Here is a 17,079-nt window from a genome sequence, read left to right as displayed (position 1 = left end):
ACGTGTCCGAGATGACCACATCCACTCTGCGCGCCGCAACCGCGGCCGCACTGCGCAGCACCACCTCCCCGGTGCGCGCGCTCACCCTCCGCCAGCCCTGGGCCACATGCGTGGCCCACCTCGGCAAGGACGTCGAGAACCGGAGCTGGCCGACCCCGGCCACCGACGTGCTGCTGCTGATCCACGCCGGAGGAAACACCGACCGGGCCGCGCTACGCGAGGCACCGGCAGACCTCCCCGGCCGGGACGTACGCAGCGCCATCGTCGCCGTCACCCGCATCACCGGCTGCCACCAGACCAGCCGCTGCCACGGCCGGTGCAGCACCTGGGCCGACCCCGAGGTCCGGTGGCACTGGACCCTCGCCGACACCCTGCCGCTCACCGAGCCGGTGCCGGCCACCGGAACCCAGCGTCTGTGGCACCCCACCCCGCAGCTCCGCTCCGCCGTCGCCACGGCCCTCGAGGAAGGCCCGGCCCGGTGACCGCCTACATCCCGCCCGAGCACCGCGCCGACCAGTGGGCCCGTGACGCCGCCCGCCTCTACGCCGACGGCCGCACCCCGGCCGAGATCGCCGCCCTGCTGTGGGTCAACGAGGGCACAGCCCTGCACATGGCCCGTACCGGCCTGCTGCCCCTGGCCGCCGAACACCTCCAGCAGCTGCTCGGCGACAGCGCGGACGACTGGCTCGACGCCCGCGTCACCGACTACGTCGAGCAGGACCTCCTCGACCCCGACGCGGCCCTGACGGTCGTCGCGCTGGCCGTCTGCACCCACGACCCTCTGGTCCTCGCCGACGCCGGCCAGCGCTGGACCCTCCGGCCCGAGTGGCACAGCCTCGGCAGCCCGCCCGCCGTCACGATCACCGCCCGGCACCCCGACTCACCGCACGTCGACCTCCAGCACGACGACGGCGACCAGGAGCACGAGGTGGACCTCACCCAGCTCGCGGCCTACCAGCTCACCGGATGGAACCGCCAGGAGGTTCCCTGATGCTGTACGTCGACGATCTGGTCGACTACGGGCAGGCCGCGCTCGACCGCGGCCTGCCCGGCCGGCACTGGTGCCACCTCCTAGCCGACACCGAGACCGAACTGCACGCCGCCGCACAGCAGCTCGGACTCAAACGCTCCTGGTACCAGCACCCGGACAACGTCCGCTGGCACTACGACCTCACCCCCGCCAAACGCGCCCAGGCCGTGCGGATGCTGGGCGCCGTCGAACTCGACCGGGCTGGCCTCGCCGACCTCATCACCCGCCGCCGCGCCGCCCAGCAGCAGCCCAACCCGATGGCCGCGGCCGGGCTGGTGTGGCGAGACGCCCGGCACTACGACCACCGCGGCGACCAGCCCTGCGCCCTGTGCGGCAAACCCACCCCACTCCGCTCCCACACCGGAGAACCCGCCCACAAAGCCTGCGCCGAAGCCTGGCTTGCCCAGCACCCCGGCGACACCCGTTTCGTCTCCGACCCGGCACCGCGCTCCGAACGCGTCCACGCCTGACCCTGGAAGGACCGGAATGACCCTGTACTACGAGGCTTCCACCTAATACCAGCCCGGGTTCGGGCACCCGCCCAGCGTCTTCCTCGCCGGCGGTATCACCCACTGCCCGCTGTGGCAGCCCGAAGCCGCCGTCAGTTCCTCGTGGTCGCCAACACCGCTCTCCAGCAGCCCCGAACACACAGAGCGCCGTGCCCGCCTCCCATGCGGGCACGGCGCTCTGTACTACGACACCTTCACCGAGAGGATGGAGATGCTCTTCCTCGTTCGCCACGCCGAATCCATCGAGAACGCCACCAAGTACACCGGCTTCTACGAGAACCCCCGTCCGTGGACCGGGCCGGCCGCGCATGCCCTGTCCCGGGACGTTGTCGGCTTGACGCCCCGTGGCTTCCTCCAGTGCCTGTGGCTGCGGCAGACGTTGCGAGACCTGATCGGACCCGACCCGGTGGTCCGCACCTCGCAGTACCGCCGCGCCCTCGACACCGCCGAGCTCGCTCTTCCCGGCCTGCCCTACGAGGTGACCGCGCTCCTCAACGAGCAGCACTACGGAGCGGCCACCTACATGACCAAGCACGAGCTGTACGCGACCTATCCCGAGGGGGCGGAGGACCGGCGGACCAGCAAGCACCTGTGGACTCCCCCTGGCGACGGCGGGGAGTCCCTCGCGGGCGGCGTCCTGCGGCGGGCCACGGCGTTCGTCGATGGCCTGCACGTCGCGTCGGCGGCGGATGTCGTGGCGGTCACGCACCACACCGCGATCCTCGCGCTGCGCGCGGTCCTGGAGCGTCGGCCGGTGACCGAGCTGGTCGACGAGGCCCGGGAGCACAAGACGCCCAACGCCGCCGTTCTGGTCTACGAGCAAGCCGACGGCCTGTTCCACGCCCGCGGCACCATCCCACCGGACTGCTGAGGAGCCCCAAGCCGTGAACGTCCTGTACCTCAACGGGCCCGTGCAGAACGGGCCTTTCACTATCGCCGAACGGCCGGGCAAAGCGGCCGGCATCCGCGCGGCCGACGCGCTCAACACTCTCCTCGAGGCCGGGCCGGCCCCGCACCTGTGGAACACCGCCACTCTGGCCGGAGACCGGCGCCACCGCGACGCCCCGGACCGGGACACCGTCGGCCGACAGGAGCGGGAAGAGCGCGCGATCGCCGCGAAGTACGTACCCGGAGCCGCTCCGGCCGGTGGCGTCCTCACCGACACCGCGCCCGCTGTGGCAGCCCTCGCGCTGGAGATGACCGAACGCCTCCTGCAGGACGGCGTCCTGACCCTCACGCCCGTCGCGGTCCATCTCTGCACTCGCTGCGGCCACATGACCGGCACGGTCGCCCACGCCTGCCGCGCGTGCGGGCACCAGGGCTCCCGGCCGCACACCCGGCGGCTGCTGGTCTGGGACCGGTCACCCGGCACGCCGGTGCTCGCGCGTGATGACTTCCACGCCCACCAGGCCAAGACCCCCGGGCATCTGCTGAGCATCGCTCAGAACGTCCCGGAGCGGCTGATCCTGTCCCGCACCCGCGACCACGGCATCAGCCTCGCGCCGCTCGGGCTCGACGGCCTGGTCCTGGACCCGCGGGCCGGCGTACACATCGCCGTACTGGCCGCCGCCGCCCGGCACGGTGCCGAGCGGCCGGTGATGACGGTCACCGAGAACGCCGCGGCGAACGTCGCCGCCTACGGAGCCCCATTCCGCCAGCACCACGGAACGCGGCTGCGGTACACGCTGCACGGGCGCATCCCGTACGACGACACCGCGGCGCTGCAGCGGCTGTGCGAGGTGCACCGCGTCAGCCCGGCGCAACGGGGGCTGTTCCTCGCCTGGTTCCTGCCCCTGTGCTCACTGCACATCCGGGCCGGCATCACCGCGGCCCAGCTCCCGGCCCTGCTGAAATTCTGGCGCCGCGCCCACCTGGCCCGGCCGGACACACCCGGGAGTGACGTCCCCGCCGAACTGCGGCGCCGCGTCGCGGCGGGTGATATGCGCTGGGTCATGGACGTGGCGACACTGTCCCGCGCCATCCCCGACTGCCTGCCCACCCACGGCTTCACCAAGGAGCCGGAAGGAGCGAGCTGATGAACGACAACACCTCCTGGCAGTTCGTCAAAAAGCGGACCGCCGCCGACGGCGCGGTGTACGTGTCCGCCGACGGAACGCGCTACCGGCGCACCGGCGGAGCCGAGCTCCAGGCGGAGGCCGCCTTCCAGCGCCGGGTCGCAGACCTGGGCTACCCGGTCCCGCACGTTCTGCAGGAAGGCGTCACCGACGACGGCCACTACTACGTCGTGGAGGAGTCGCTGGGCGACCAGACCCTGCACGACCGGGCGGTGGCGTCACTGAACGGCGGCCGCGCCCTGGCCGACGACGTCACCGACACCGCCGCGCAGGTCGCCGCACGACTGCTGCGTGCCCAGGCCGCCCACGTTGTCCAGCCCACTCCCGGCGCACTGCGGCAGTGGCTGGACCGTGCCGGGTTCACTCAGAACGTCTTCCAGGAGAACCCCGACCTGGACACCCCCTGGACCCGCGCCGCGTTCGATCACGCGCTGGACCGCCTGGCCACCGTTCCGCTGGTGCACGGCCACCTCGACTACGGCCTGCCCAACGTCCTGCCGGCCGGAGTCATCGACTGGCAGCACCACGGCCTGGTCCCCCTCGGGTACGACGTCCTCCCGGCCCTGGAGATCATCGCCTTCAAGGGCGGCAACAAGGGCTACACCGCCAGCCCCGGCCAGCGGCACCGCTACCTCGCCGTGCTGGACGACGCGGCCCGGAACGCGACGGGGCAGCCCCTCAGCCAGAACCTGGGCGCCTACCTGCTCGTCAAGGCCCTGTTCTTCCTCGCCCTGATGCGGCCCACCGACCCCTCCCGCACGGACAAACACCTGAAGTGGCAGTACCGCCGTCACCTCTTCACGAAGGGACTCGAGCAGTATGAGCACACCGGGACGGTCGATACCGCCCTCTTCCCCAGCCTCGGAGAATTCGCCGCTGGGCACCGCGCTGGCGACCATCCGTGACCGCGACTACCTCCTCGACCGCGCCGGGGTGATCTTCAAGGTCATCGGCGATGTCCACCCCGGCACACACTTCCTGGGGTACGTGAAGTACTATCCGGACGCCCGTGGCGACCGGGTGCTGTTCGGCCGGACGTACCGGCAGAACGGCGTCGTGTCCAAGGCGTTCGGGCTCCTCGCCGACCGGCCCGAGTGCTACATCTACTCCCCCGCCGTGGGGTGCGTCATCACCGGCGTGCCCCGCGAGGACATCGTCACCCACTACTCCTGCCGCCAGGCCCTCGCCGCACTGCACCAGGACCCCGGCCTCCTGGACCACACGGCGGTCAGCGAGGACCTGCTCGTCATCATCAACTGGATCGTCACGGCCGGTGCGGCGGATGTCATCGGCGTGACCGGGTCCTTCCTGGTCGGCGCCTGCAACGCCCGCTCCGACATCGATCTGGTCTGCTACGGGCCACGCGGTTACGAGGCAGCGCAAGCCCTGTTCGCCGAACGCACCCTCATCCGCCCGTACGAGGGCGAGACCCTCACCCGGCTGTACGTGCGGCGCGCCAAGTACATGGTGGGAGGATCGTTCGACGCGCTCATGCGTCAGGAAGCCCGGAAACTCCAGGGCCTGACAACCGGAGCAGGTGCGCACATCAACTGCGAGCCGCTCAGGGCCGACGGCGACAAGACGTTCGCCGGAGTGGTGGCCAAAGAGGTAGGGGCGATCTCCGTCCTTGCCCGGATCACGGATCACTCCGAGGGCCTGGTCACGCCGGCCCTCTACGGGATCGAGGTGGACACCGTCACGGAGTCCACGGTCGACGAGCCGTCCGTGTTCGCCCGCCGGATCACCCACCTGCGCAGCTACCTCGGTGCGTACACCGGGGCGTTCCGCACCGGCGACCTCGTCTACCTGTCCGGCCGATTGGTCCACACTCAAGGGCCCGATGCACACAGCGGCTTCGGCATCGAGCTGACCCCGTGGTCGGCAGCCGAGTCCTTCCTCGCCAACCTGACCCACTGAGCCACACGTACGGCGTCCAGGGCCCGCTCCGTGGCACGCGAGGACGACAACTCTCCTTGTGTCACTGCGCACCCGGCGCCGACTATGCGTGGCTGCGCAGGGCTCCCATAAGCGCGGCCAGCTCCTCCGTAGAGAACGCCTCAGCTAGCGCAGAACCTGATCGGCCGCGGTCTCGCCCAGGAGCTGCCGCAGAAGCGGCACGTTGGAGTTTTCCCCACCGGCCCCATCGGCTGCCTCGCTCCCTTGGCGCGGGATCGCGCCACCGGTGAAGGGCTCACTGGTCTCCGTGTTGTCCGCGGACAACACCGCCGGGGTGGCTCCCGGGGCCGCGGTCGGGGGTGCTCGGTGTTGTCCGCGGACAACATCTGAGCCTCTCTGGCGGCGTGGAGCAGCTCCTTCTTCTCCTCGCGCTGGGCTGCCTCCTGGGTCTTGATCTCCTTCTCGGGGCAGCCGCGGCCGACCCGCGCCGCCGCATCGTCGTCGGCGCTGATCCCGGCTCCCCCCGCCGCCGACGTCCACATCCAGCTCCACCACGCCCGTCCCGGCCTGCCCGTCCACACCACGCTCGAAGGCACCATCGCGGCCGTGCAGAACCACCTCGCCCGCACCCACCAGCCGACCACCACCCCGAGAGGCACACGATGACCCCGATCCGGATCGTCTCCTTCGGTTACCTTCACGGCCCGCCGCCGGCAGCCGACCTCAGCGCAGACTTGCGGCACGCCTTCCGCGACCCGCACGTCGCCCCACACCTACGGGACCTCACCGCGCACGACCAGGCGGTGCGCGACGCGGTCATGGCCACGCCCGGCATCCGGCAGCTCATCGTCGGCCTGGTCGCTGCCGCCGACGCCTACCTCGACGGGCCCAGCGCCACCGGCATCACCATCGCTCTCGGCTGCGCGGGAGGCCGACACCGGGCCGCCGTCACAGCCGAGGCGCTGTGCACCGTGATGCTCGCGGACCGCAAGAAGGCCGCCGACTACGGGCTCACCAACGTCGCCGCGGGCCGACCCCCGCGCCCGGTCCACCTGACCCACCGCGACCTGCACCGGCCCGTCGTCCACCGCTGACCATGCCAAAGGAGCCCGTACCCCCGCGTAGGGGGTACGGGCTCCTTTTGTGTTTTGCAGGCCGCAGCCTTCCGCTGTGCGGCCCCGAGTGTTGTCCGCGGACAACACTCGGGGCTATGCGTGGACGCTCAGGGCTTCCAGCAGCGCGGCCAGTTCCTCAGCGGAGAATGCCTCAGCCAGGGCAGCGGCCTGATCGGCCGCGGTCTCGCCCAGGAGCTGCCGCAGAAGCGGCACGTTGGAGTTTTCCCCACCGGCCCCATCGGCTGCCTCGCTCCCTTGGTGCGGGATCGCGCTGCTGGCAGAGGACTCCCCGGCCTCCGTGTTGTCCGCGGACAACACATCCGCGTTGTCCTTCGTCGGCTCATCGGTGTTGTCCGCGGACAACACCGCCGGGGTGGCTCCCGGGGTCGGGGCCGCGGGTGGGAGGTGCTCGGTGTTGTCCGCGGACAACACGGTGTCGGGGGAGGAACGGGCATGGCCCGGCTCCTGCGTGGCCGTCGTGTTGTCCGCGGACAACATCTGAGCCTCTCTGGCCGCGCGGAGCAGCTCCTTCTGCTCCTCGCGCTGGGCTGCCTCCTGGGCCTTGATGTCCTTCCAGAGCGAGACCAGGTCGGCGGCACCAAGCGCCGGGTTCTCCTTGAGCCTCCGGGCGAGCTGCCGCCCATCGCGCTCAGCCATCTCTCCCGCGCTGAGCAGGGCCTGAATCTCCTCAGGGAGAGTGAGAAGGGCGAGCTGATTGGTCACCCAGGAGCGGTCCTTGCCGAGACGAGCAGCAGCTGCACTCTGGTTGCCGTGGCAGACCGCAACGAGCTCCTGGACGCCGCGAGCGCGCTCGATGACGTCGAAGTCCTCGCGGTCCAGGTTCTCCTTCAGTAGGTTGTCGACGAACTCCTCACGCGAGTCGGCAAGCTCATCACGGACGACGAAGTCCAGGGACTCCAGGCCCACCTGCAGGGCTGCGCGGTAGCGGCGCTCCCCGTTGACCAGCACGAACTGGGCGGATCCGATCCGGTCCTCGTGGTCGGGCCACAGCTTGAGGTACACGGCGCGGGTGACGGCCGTACAGGCGGCGAGCTGCACCTTGCGGAGCTTCTCGCCGAACTCGTTCAGTTCGGCCTCGCTGCCGAAATTCCGTCGTGGGTTCAGCGGTGTGGGGGAGACCTCGGCAAGGGACAGGCGTACGAGCTCGTACTCGGGGATGTCGCCCTGCGCGATGGCCTTGGCGCGGCCGCGCTCGCTGCGCTGGCCGCTGCGGGGGATCCGCCCGAAGGAGGAACCGGCTCCGAGCTTGTCAGCGACGCTCATGCGACGCTCCTTGCGATGGTGCGCATGGCGGAGGCCTGATCGCAGGTGGGCGCGTAGGAGAGCAGCGGCTGCTTGAGCCGCACCGCCTCCAGCTGGTCCTTCATCTGGGGGATGACCGCGATGACGGGCGGGTCGCCAACCTGCTTCCAGTTGTCCAGGGACGAGGTGGCGACGTACCCGCGGCGGGCGTCGTAGAGGTTGACGATGAACCCGAGCAGCGCGATGTCGAGGTCGAGGTCGTTGCTCAGGTCCTGGATCTGGTCGTAGAGCATGTCGAAGGCGTCGGCGGAGGAATCCTCGGCCTGTACAGGAATGAAGATCCCGGAGGTGCCTTCCTCTTCGCCGTCGCGGGTGCGGGCGTAGTAGATGGCGGTGTCCATCGTGTAGCCCAGGCTCGGAGGGCAGTCGATGATGATGTAGTCGAAGTCCTGCTCGATCGGCTCCAGCGCCTTCTCCAGGGCCGTCTCCTTCACCCGGACGTGGCGGGTGGTCGCGAGTTTCGCATCGAGCAGGAAAGCATCCTTGCAACCGGGGAGGACGAAGAGCCGCCCGCCGAACGTCTCGGCTTCGATCGGGACCAGGAGGTCGGCAAGCTCGCCCTTGGCCTCCCCCAGCATGTGCTTGGCGACGCTCGGTTCGTCAATGCCGATCATCTTCAAGCCGAGCTGCTGGGTCAGGTGGCACTGCGCGTCGAAGTCGATGACGCAGACCCGGTAGCCCATCTCCGCCAAGGCCTCTGCGACGCCGGCCGCCGTCGTGGACTTGCCGACACCGCCCTTCTGGTTGCCCATGATGATCCGGCGGGCACCGGTGGGCCGCTTCTGCCGGCGGTTCGTCGAATACGGATGCGTGTCGAGCCAGAGCCGGATGGCCTGGGCGATGCCCTGGGTGTAGGACAGGCCATGGCTCGCACAGTCCGCCTTGAAGTCGGCGTTCAAACCGGTGGGGATGTAGGTCGAGAAGGGCGTGCCGCCGGAGGTGTCGACAGTGGCGAGTGGCTCCGTCGTGGAGCGCCAGGCCTGGATGCCCTCGGTCACGGCATCCTTGATATCCACCGAGAGTTGAGCGGCGCGCACCTTGAGTTCCTGACGGAGCGTGGGCGGCAGCTTGGAAACTACCTTTTCCCGCTCACCGGGGCTGTAGGGCGCAGTCATAGCGGTACTTTACTAACTTCATGGCCGGTTGTAAGGGACCCCGGGTACGTCGTGTTGTGTCCCGTCGCCGTTGTCGGACCAGTGGTGCAGGGCGCCACGGCGACCACGCCGCCTTCGGCGTCGAGCTGACACCGTGGAACACCGGCACCTCCTATCTGGCCAATCTCACCGGATAGACCCCGCCATCGGCTGGCCCGCGCCTCCCCGGCGCGGACGATGTCGTGTTCACGGACCGGTGAGGATCGCGTGGGTGCCGATGCGGCGCCAGATGATGTGCGGGGCACCGGGGAGTATCTCTGGCCCGTAGGACCAGGTGGCCCGCCCGTTCCTGGCCCAGGTGAGCTCGTAGACGCCGGGTGCGCGCTGGACGCGCTTGATGCGCAGGCCGGCCCGGAAGCAGCCACCGGTGCGCAGGTCGGGGACGAAGGCGTGGGCGACGACCTGGCGGAAGCGGCGGCGCTGCTCGGGGGTGAGATGGCGGAGGTCGGCCTGGAAGCGGGGCAGGGCCTCGTAGGTCGGCACGACGCGTTCCCCTTTCAGGAAGCACGAAGCCCCCGGCGGGTGCCGGGGGCGGTTGTCTGTGTGAAGGCGAGCCGGTGGCGAGTGCGTCAGCTCCGGCCGTCGTTGTGGTCCTTCAGGTGCGCGGAGCCGCGGTTCGTGCGCGAGGCCGTCACTCGCCTGTCGCACGCAGGGCATCGGTCCACTGCTGCGGTCCGCGCCTTCACGCAGCCGTGCTCTCGTGGAGCGGCTACCGACAACGGCTGGCAGCGCGGGCCGCGCGCACTTCCTTCCGCACTCGGCGAGCCCGGTGCGCACCGGCATCGGATGTTGCGCACCGGATGCGCTGGTGCGGTGCACACCGCACCAGCGCCCGCGCCTCGCCCGGGGTGCGCTCAGTGGTGCGGTGCGGTGTCGGTGGTGCGCGCACCGTGGGCGCGGCGCACCGGGCGGTGCCGACTCCTGTGTGGGTGTCGCTGTGTGTGATCAGCGGGCGCGCACCTGCTGTCACGCGGTGTGATGGCGTGCCCCCTTGACCTGTATCCGTTCGACCCCTTGTCCGGCTTGGGCAACCCCCCTTGTCCAGCACTCTGGACCGCTGCGTTCTCCCTTGACGTGGCCCACTAACGCCCTGATATGCGGTGATTCGCGGACTGAGGTGCGGTGACGGCGCGGGGGAGATTTCTCCCTCCTGTCCACTCACCAGGATTCTCACGGTGAGTGACTGGCGGAGAAGCGCCGGGCCGGTGCGGTCGCGAGGGAAGCGTGGTCGGTGCGGAGGCGCGCGCCCCGTCGATGCGCAGCCGGAATGTCTGTCGGCGCGCACCGCACCCGAGGCGGATCGGATGCGCCGCACCGAGCTCACCGCACCGCACCTCGCCGGCGTGCGGTGCATCGGCTGGTGCGTTGGTGCGGTGGTGCGCGCACCGCACCGCATCGCCGACACCGCACCGGTGCCTTGCCGGTGCGCCGATGCTGTTCGCACCTGTGGCGGCCGCGGGGGAGGTGATCTCTCCCTTCCTGGGTGTTGTGGTGGGAGGGCCGGGCGACGGACCCTGGAAGAAGAGGGACGCCAAGACGTCCTTTCCGCCGGAACGGAGGCCCTGGGGTGCCGGATAAGCGGCCTCGCGGATACCAGACGGGGTTGCGGCCGCGGCCGGCCACACAGCGGCTGCTCGCCGCCGTTGACGCCGTGCTGGACCGCTACGCCGCTCAGCTGCCGCTCACGATCCGGCAGATCTGGTATTCGCTGATCTCGGACGGCGTGCTGGTCAAGCAGGAGCGCACCTACAAGCGGCTGGTGGACATCCTCGGCATGGCCCGCCGCTCTGGCCGCGTCCAGTGGGAGACCATCCGGGACGACACCGCGATCAGCGCCGAACCCGTCGTCTACGCCGGGCCGCGCGACTTCCAGGCCGCGTTGCTGGACGCCGCGGGGGAGTACCGGCTGGACCGGCAGGCCGGCCAGGACGTGCGGCTGGAGGTCGTCACGGAGACAGCTGGGATGGTGCCCCAGCTCCTGGTGGTCGCGGAACCGTACGGGGTGCCGGTCTACTCCGGTGGCGGGTTCGGGTCGCTGACCGGGAAACGCGCCGCCGCGTTGCGCGCGGCCGCGGCCCGGCAGCGGGCGGTGCGGATCTTCGTGGTCTCCGACTGGGACCAGTCCGGAGTCCATGTGTACTCGGCGCTGGCCGAGGACGTGACCGCCTTCGCGGCCGTCGACGCTCCCGGAGTGCGGGTCGACGTCGAGCGCCTGGCCGTCACCGAGCAGCAGATCGCCGAACACCAGCTGCCCACCGCACCGCTCAAGGCTTCGGACCGGCGTTCGTTCGCCGGCACCTCCACGACCCAGGCCGAGGCCCTCCCGCCGGACATCCTCGCGGCCGTGCTGCGCGACGCGATCGAGGCCCACCGCGACCTGGACGTGCTCGCCGCGGTACTGGCGCGTGAGGAAGTCCAGCGCCAGGACATTACCCGCCGCCTGCGGCAGATGGGCGACACCCCGCCCGACAGCCCGGGGCCGCGGGGCTGACCGGGCTGTGCTCGAAGGCCCGCCCGCAGCGGGCGGCGGGGTGGGTAGCGTGGGCGGCCGGACCGAGTCAGACGAGCCGGGCGGGGGAGTGCGTGCGTACAGGCTGGGCGGTCGTCATCGTCATCATCGGGCTGGGCATCGTCCTGTTCGTGCGGGGCGTGATCCGCGGCGCGGTGCGGCATGCGCGCGAACTGGTTCGCCGGGACCTGTTCGCTCTCGCGCCGCCGCGTTCGTACGCCGACGCCATGGCCCGGGCGATGGAAGGCCCGGTGGCCGTTCTGGCCCCGCCGCTGCTGGAGGGCCGTGAGAGCGTCTTCGGGTGGCTGTGGTGGCGCGCCACCGTTACCGCCGACGGGGAAGTGGAGTACGAGCGGGGGTGGGCGTGGACCTACCGCCGGGCGCGCCGGGCGGCTGGGCTGTCCCTCGGGCTCAAGCACGCCGGCCTCGAGGTCGTCGCCGCTCCCGTCGCCCGGTCCGGGGCTGCGCCCGAGTCCGGTGGTTCGTAGCCGCTCTCGGTCGGCCTTGCTGACGTGCGGGTGCAGCTGTGCTGGCGCACCGAGTGCGGTGCCCGCAGAACCTGGCCGCCGCACCCGCCGCGTCGCCTGTCGGCGGGCACGCACAGCCTGGGCAAGCCGGCGGGAGCTCCTTCTGCGGGTGCTTGCGGGCCTCCTTGCGCACCCACTTCCGTGCCCGGCCACCGACTGGCCCATGTTTCCCCAGTTCAACCCCCTTGTCCGCGCCCTCCTCCAGTGCATGACAACCCTCTTCTCTCCTCTTTGTCAGTAGGAGAGGAGATCATCGGGTTCGCGGGAGGGCGGGGTGTCCTCACGGCAGGCGAGACGGGGAGGCAGAGCTGATGGGCGAGAAGACGGGCGGGAAGAGGAAGACCAATCCGGGAGGCTCGTCGAATCCGCTGCGCGCGGACGTGCTGAGGGTGCTGGGCGTACTGAAGGTCGCGACCGCCGATCAGATCCAGCGGCTGACGCTGCCCCACCTCACGTTCCGGCACACGGACAAGGAGAGCGCCGCCAAGCAGAAGGAGGCGCGGACCGCGGCGCACCGCGGCGCGCTGCGCGATCTGCGTAAGCACGGGCTGACCCTGGACGGCGGGAGCGCGGCGAGCGGGGAGACGCTGCGGAGCCTGACCCCGGCCGGGCTGGAGGCGGCCGCCACCGTGCTGGGCTGGCCGATGGATGAGATGGGCGGCACGGCCCGCGGCGCGGGACGCTCGGGCGCGCCGCACGCCATGGCGGTCAACGAGACGGTCCTGGCGTTGATCAGGCCCAAGCCGGACCTGGCGCTGCTGGACGGCGTGCCGGATGCGGCCTGGGCCGCCGCGAAGGCGGCGGTGACGGCTCCGGACGGCATCGGCAGCATCGACTCCTTCGCCACGGAGGTGCCGCTGCCGCCGACCGGCACCTGGACCAGCGCGGGCAAGGGCGGCGCCCAGGCCGACGCCGTGCTGGCCGCCCCCGAGAGCGGGGTGCCGCTGCTGTTCATCGAGGTCGACAACTGCAACATGGACCCGGCGCGGATCGCCGCGAAGTTCGACAAGTACGCGCGGTTCCTCAAGCGGAAGATCAAGGACACCGACGGCCGGGAAAGAGCGATGTGGCGCACCCGCTGGCCCTTCCCCGACGACCCGTACCGGCAGACGCTGCTCCCGCCGGTGCTGCTGGTGTTCAACCCGGTCGGCCAGCGCGACCCGCAGACGCTGATGAACCAGGTCGCGGTCCTCACCCGCCCCCACTGGCAGGGGCGGCCGGGCCGCAGCTACACCGACTACGACGGGAAGATCCCGATCGTGGCGACCACCATGGACCGCCTGCGCGAGCACGGGCCGGCCGGGCCCGCGTTCTGGCGGTTCGGCCGCCGCACCTGGCAGCCGCTCACCGAAGCGACCGGCAACCCGCGCCAAGTCGCTGCCGAAGCCCGCCGCCACGCCGAAGACGAAGCGAAGGCGGCCGCGTACCGGGCCGAACAGCAGCGCCGGGAAGCGGAGCTGGAGCGAGAAGCACAACGCCCCGTGTGCGCCAGCTGCGGTGCGAAGTTCACCGACGCCCGCTGGAAAAGCGTCAAGGAACCCGCCTGGGACGCCCCCGCGTACCCGCAGCTGTGCGACACCTGCGAACGCCGCGCGCTGGATGAGGAGCAGCAGCGGTCTGCGGCAGCCGAGCAGCAGCGCCAGGACGCCGAGGCAGAATCCCGTGTCCGCCGGGGCCTGTTCCGCCGCCGCAGCTGACCCAGGCCAGCCGAGCCGTGCGCCGCCCGCGAGCCGGGCCCGGACATGCCGAGAGCCCCGGCGATCCGGCCGGGACTCCCGAGGGCGCTCGTGGTGCTGGTGTTACTCCCAGCGGATGCCGAGTTCGTTGAGCGCGGCGGCCCGCTCCGGGGTCAGCGTCCCCCGCCTGCTCTTGACGTTGCTGATCCACACACCCAGCTTCACCGGGACCAGCTCCTGCTCCTGGTCCTCACCGCCTGTCTCACCGGCGGCGGCCGGGTCGGCGGGAACGTGCTCGACGTGGGAACGGGACACGGTCAAGTGCCCTTCCCGGCCCAGGAACCGCCTGGCGGCCTCCAAGCCGCGCTGGAAGGCCAGCTCCCGAGCATTGCCCCGTCGGGCCTTGGAGCGCCCGGCAGTGGGCCGCGCAGGCGGCTTCACTCCGAGGGCTTGCAGCCGCCGCCGCTGCTCGTCGTTGAGGTCCTGCCAGACCTCGAGCTCGGTCTGCCGGGCCAGCCACTTACCGACGTCCTCCCCGCTCACGGTGACGCCGGGCAGCAGGTCGCCGATCTCGGCGCCGCCGTCCAGACACGTCTGCGCCTTGACGTACAGGCGCTGCCAGTCCACCGACCAGCCCAACTGGTTCGGGTTCCACTCCGGGTCGATCGCCGCCAGGTCCGCGGCCTTCTCCGCGGCCTTCTCCGGGTTCTTCCCCAGCCCGCCCGGCCGCCGGCAGTTCGCCAGGAACTGCCCCACGGCCCGGCCGAGGACGGCGGCGGTCTGCGGAGCGGCCAGCGTGCCCATCTCCGCGTAGTAGGCGCGGCAGGCGGTCAGGTTCTCCTCCCACGCCAGGTCCGGCGCCGACCACACCATCGAGAGCTCGTCCAGCCACCCGACGCGCTTGTCGTCCAGGCGGCCGGCGGCGTACTCCGCGCGCTGCTCGGCGACCCACCGCCCGAGCGGGGCCTGGGAGCCGGGCTCGCGGTAGGACAGCGGCACCCGCAGGTCTCCGTGCTCCTGGTGGTACCGCACCGCGGCCGCGTACCCCCGCGACCAGGAGGCCCGCTCGGGCTCGATGACCTGCATCTTCACGAACCTGCGGATCGCGTTGGGGTCGCGCTTGGTGGAGAACCGCAGCAGCAGCCGCCCGTCGTCCTCCTCATCGCCCTCGGGCGGCGGGCCGATCGGCACCGACGGCTCCAGCGGCCCGGTGTGGTCTTGCGGAACAGCAAGCATTTCCACCATGCGGGAATCATGCGCACGAAGAGCGTTCAGCACATTCACCAGCGGCTTATAGGAGCCGGAAGCGTACATGTCTTCCGGCTTCTCTCCCTTGGACAGAAACACCGGCACCAACAGCGTGGCGAGCTTGCCCTGTTTCGGCTTCTGCCGCAGCGCCCGCCCAATAGCCTGGACGATCTCCACGACCGAACTTTTCGGGTCCACGATGGCCACGCTGTCCACGGCGCGGATATCGACGCCTTCCCCGAGAACCTTGCAATTCGCGAGCACCGCCCGGTGCACGGGACGACCTTTATGGTCGATGCCTTCCCCGAACTGCCTAAAGACCTGGCGCCGGTAGTCGGCCTCATGCTCGCCGCACAGCCACTGCGACCAGATCCGGTCCTTCGCCGGGTGCCGGCCGGGCTGCTCGGCGTGGAGCTTGCCCGCCACCCCGGGCAGCCCGGCCGCCCACGCCTCGGCCTCTATCGTGCGGGCATGGAAGGTGATCAGCGTCTTCAGATCGTGCTCGGCCATGGCCTCCAGCACGGCGGTCTGCACCGCCGCCATCCGCTTCCCCCGCACCTCCTCGCTGTTCTTGTCCTCCCCCCGAAGCTGCGCCTCTTCCAGCTCGGTATCCCGCAGCTCCAGCACCACGACCTGAAAACGCGCCAGCAATTCCCGCCGGATCGCCTCCGCCAAAGGCAATTCATACGCGATGGGCCCGAAGATTTTCCGGTCATCCATGGAGGCGGCCATTTCCTCCGGAAGCCGGTTCGTCACCCCTTCTCGCCCCGGCAGCGGCCGCTCCTTCCAGATCCGCGGAGTCGCCGTCAGATACAGCCGCCGGTACGCCGGGATGACGTCCTGGTCGTGGATCGCCGTCCATGCCTTCCCCAGCGAACCGCTGGTGCGGTGCGCCTCATCCACCACCACCAGGTCCCAGGCCGCCAGCGGCGTCAGCCCGTACCCCGGGCCGCCATGAGCCTCCTCCAGCACCCCCAGGCTCGAGTAGGTGGCGAACACGGTCAGCCGCTGCTCCCCGGCCGCCCACAGCGCCAGCTGCTGCGCGCTGGTGGTGGCGCGGACCTCTGCGGACCACAGCGCCGGGTCTCCCTCGAGGGAGCACACCGCGATCGCCTTGCCGTGGCGGCCCTCGGCCCGCCACTCCCGCACGGTCTGCGCCAGCAGATCCAGAGTGGGGACCAGGACCAGCACGCGGCCGTACATCGCGAGTCGCTGAGCTGCGTTGATGCCGATGAGGGTCTTGCCGGTGCCGCACGCGGACACCACGGTCGCCCGCAGACCGTTCCGGGGGATTCGCTTGCCCGGCGGCGGCTCCAGCGCCCGCACGGCCGCGTCCACGGCTTCCACCTGATGCGGCAGCAACGGCCGTGGACCCGACCGCAGCGCTGCTGGCACCTCAAGCATCTCCTCGGCCATCAGCTAACCTCCAGAACATCCGAGATGAGTCCATGAAGAATTCGTTTTCCGGCAGCTACACCCACGGCAACGGTGCCCAGCCGTTCCCCGGATCATCCTCCGGGCCGGGCGCTGCATCAGTAACAGTACATGAGCGCACCGAATGATGCACCGGGGTTTCGGCAACTTCACTTGTACGGGCGGTGTCTGGTAGTCTGTCAGCATGTTCACCCCGTTCCCGTCTCTCCTCTCCTGTGTTTTCCGCGGGTGTTGGTGGGTGTGCGGTGCGGGCGGTCTGGCCTGGTGTGGCCGGGGTCTGCGCTGGCCTGCTCCTGGTGGTGGGTCTGCTCGGGGGCCGGCCTCGGATGGTTCTCGGTGTTGGTGAGGGGTGAGGGGGTTTCCGTAACGGCACATGGCGCGCGTAACGATGCATCAGGCTCCCTGTAGCCAGCCGCTGTTCGGCGGAGCGGAGCGGAGCCGTGGAATTCCGCGAAGCGGGATTCCCGAGCTGTTTCGGATTCGCGCGAAGCGCGTATCCGATGACCGGCGTGAAACGCCGGTCCCGCCCGCGAAGCGGGCGGTCCTGCCAGCGCGCGCAGCGCGCTGGGACCCGCTCCGCGGG

Annotated in this window: 16 protein-coding genes; 12 read left to right on the top strand and 4 right to left on the bottom strand. The window is 70.7% G+C overall.

Annotated elements, in window-relative coordinates:
• Positions 1-11: 11 nt before the first annotated feature.
• The 9 genes from O7609_RS00080 (at position 12) to O7609_RS00040 (ending at position 6,604) form a co-directional block, all read left to right on the top strand.
• Positions 12-482: a hypothetical protein gene (locus O7609_RS00080; RefSeq protein WP_269742833.1), complete on the top strand. Its 471-nt coding sequence runs from the start codon at positions 12-14 to the stop codon at positions 480-482.
• Positions 479-991, top strand: a complete 513-nt coding sequence (locus O7609_RS00075; RefSeq protein WP_269742832.1) for a hypothetical protein — start codon at positions 479-481, stop codon at positions 989-991. The genes O7609_RS00080 and O7609_RS00075 overlap by 4 nt, the downstream gene beginning before the upstream one ends.
• A complete protein-coding gene (locus tag O7609_RS00070; protein WP_269742831.1) occupies positions 991-1,500 on the top strand; it encodes a DUF4031 domain-containing protein in 510 nt (169 codons plus the stop codon). The genes O7609_RS00075 and O7609_RS00070 overlap by 1 nt, the downstream gene beginning before the upstream one ends.
• A gap of 250 nt (positions 1,501-1,750) precedes the next feature.
• Positions 1,751-2,410 carry a histidine phosphatase family protein gene (locus tag O7609_RS00065; RefSeq protein WP_269742830.1) on the top strand — a complete coding sequence of 220 codons (660 nt, stop codon included), beginning with the start codon at positions 1,751-1,753 and terminating at the stop codon, positions 2,408-2,410.
• A 13-nt stretch (positions 2,411-2,423) separates the two neighbouring features.
• Positions 2,424-3,575 carry a hypothetical protein gene (locus tag O7609_RS00060; protein ID WP_269742829.1) on the top strand — a complete coding sequence of 384 codons (1,152 nt, stop codon included), beginning with the start codon at positions 2,424-2,426 and terminating at the stop codon, positions 3,573-3,575.
• Positions 3,575-4,519: a phosphotransferase gene (locus O7609_RS00055; RefSeq protein ID WP_269742828.1), complete on the top strand. Its 945-nt coding sequence runs from the start codon at positions 3,575-3,577 to the stop codon at positions 4,517-4,519. Before O7609_RS00060 ends, O7609_RS00055 begins: the two co-directional genes overlap by 1 nt.
• Entirely contained in the window at positions 4,434-5,531 is a 1,098-nt protein-coding gene (locus O7609_RS00050) for a hypothetical protein (RefSeq protein ID WP_269742827.1), read from the top strand. The genes O7609_RS00055 and O7609_RS00050 overlap by 86 nt, the downstream gene beginning before the upstream one ends.
• A 429-nt stretch (positions 5,532-5,960) precedes the next feature.
• Positions 5,961-6,176, top strand: coding sequence for a hypothetical protein (locus tag O7609_RS00045; RefSeq protein WP_269742826.1), 216 nt, complete (start codon positions 5,961-5,963; stop codon positions 6,174-6,176).
• Positions 6,173-6,604 carry a RapZ C-terminal domain-containing protein gene (locus O7609_RS00040; protein ID WP_269742825.1) on the top strand — a complete coding sequence of 144 codons (432 nt, stop codon included), beginning with the start codon at positions 6,173-6,175 and terminating at the stop codon, positions 6,602-6,604. The genes O7609_RS00045 and O7609_RS00040 overlap by 4 nt, the downstream gene beginning before the upstream one ends.
• Before the next feature lie 114 nt (positions 6,605-6,718).
• On the opposite strand, the gene O7609_RS00035 is transcribed toward O7609_RS00040, so the two are convergent.
• From O7609_RS00035 to O7609_RS00025, 3 genes are all read right to left on the bottom strand, one after another.
• Positions 6,719-7,909, bottom strand: a complete 1,191-nt coding sequence (locus O7609_RS00035; RefSeq protein ID WP_269742824.1) for a ParB/RepB/Spo0J family partition protein — start codon at positions 7,907-7,909, stop codon at positions 6,719-6,721.
• The gene (locus tag O7609_RS00030) at positions 7,906-9,063 is read right to left on the bottom strand and encodes a ParA family protein (protein WP_269742823.1); all 1,158 of its coding nucleotides are present in this window, start codon (positions 9,061-9,063) and stop codon (positions 7,906-7,908) included. The genes O7609_RS00035 and O7609_RS00030 overlap by 4 nt, the downstream gene beginning before the upstream one ends.
• 225 nt (positions 9,064-9,288) lie before the next feature.
• Positions 9,289-9,585, bottom strand: coding sequence for a hypothetical protein (locus tag O7609_RS00025; protein WP_269742822.1), 297 nt, complete (start codon positions 9,583-9,585; stop codon positions 9,289-9,291).
• Between the two features lie 1,120 nt (positions 9,586-10,705).
• Between O7609_RS00025 and O7609_RS00020 the strand changes: the two genes are divergently transcribed.
• The 3 genes from O7609_RS00020 (at position 10,706) to O7609_RS00010 (ending at position 13,835) form a co-directional block, all read left to right on the top strand.
• Positions 10,706-11,593 carry a hypothetical protein gene (locus tag O7609_RS00020; protein WP_269742821.1) on the top strand — a complete coding sequence of 296 codons (888 nt, stop codon included), beginning with the start codon at positions 10,706-10,708 and terminating at the stop codon, positions 11,591-11,593.
• Positions 11,594-11,685: 92 nt separating this feature from the next.
• Complete coding sequence (locus O7609_RS00015) at positions 11,686-12,099, top strand: hypothetical protein (RefSeq protein ID WP_269742820.1); 414 nt, start codon at positions 11,686-11,688, stop codon at positions 12,097-12,099.
• Between the two features lie 350 nt (positions 12,100-12,449).
• The gene (locus O7609_RS00010) at positions 12,450-13,835 is read left to right on the top strand and encodes a replication-relaxation family protein (RefSeq protein WP_269742819.1); all 1,386 of its coding nucleotides are present in this window, start codon (positions 12,450-12,452) and stop codon (positions 13,833-13,835) included.
• Positions 13,836-13,937: 102 nt separating this feature from the next.
• Here the strand turns inward: O7609_RS00010 and O7609_RS00005 are convergent, their stop codons facing one another.
• The gene (locus O7609_RS00005; RefSeq protein WP_269742818.1) at positions 13,938-16,478 is read right to left on the bottom strand and encodes a DEAD/DEAH box helicase; all 2,541 of its coding nucleotides are present in this window, start codon (positions 16,476-16,478) and stop codon (positions 13,938-13,940) included.
• Positions 16,479-17,079 lie beyond the last annotated feature (601 nt).

Origin of the sequence: Streptomyces sp. WMMC1477, assembly GCF_027460245.1 — a bacterium.
Lineage (GTDB): Bacteria > Actinomycetota > Actinomycetes > Streptomycetales > Streptomycetaceae > Streptomyces.
This window is presented reverse-complemented; position numbering and strand designations above follow the sequence as displayed.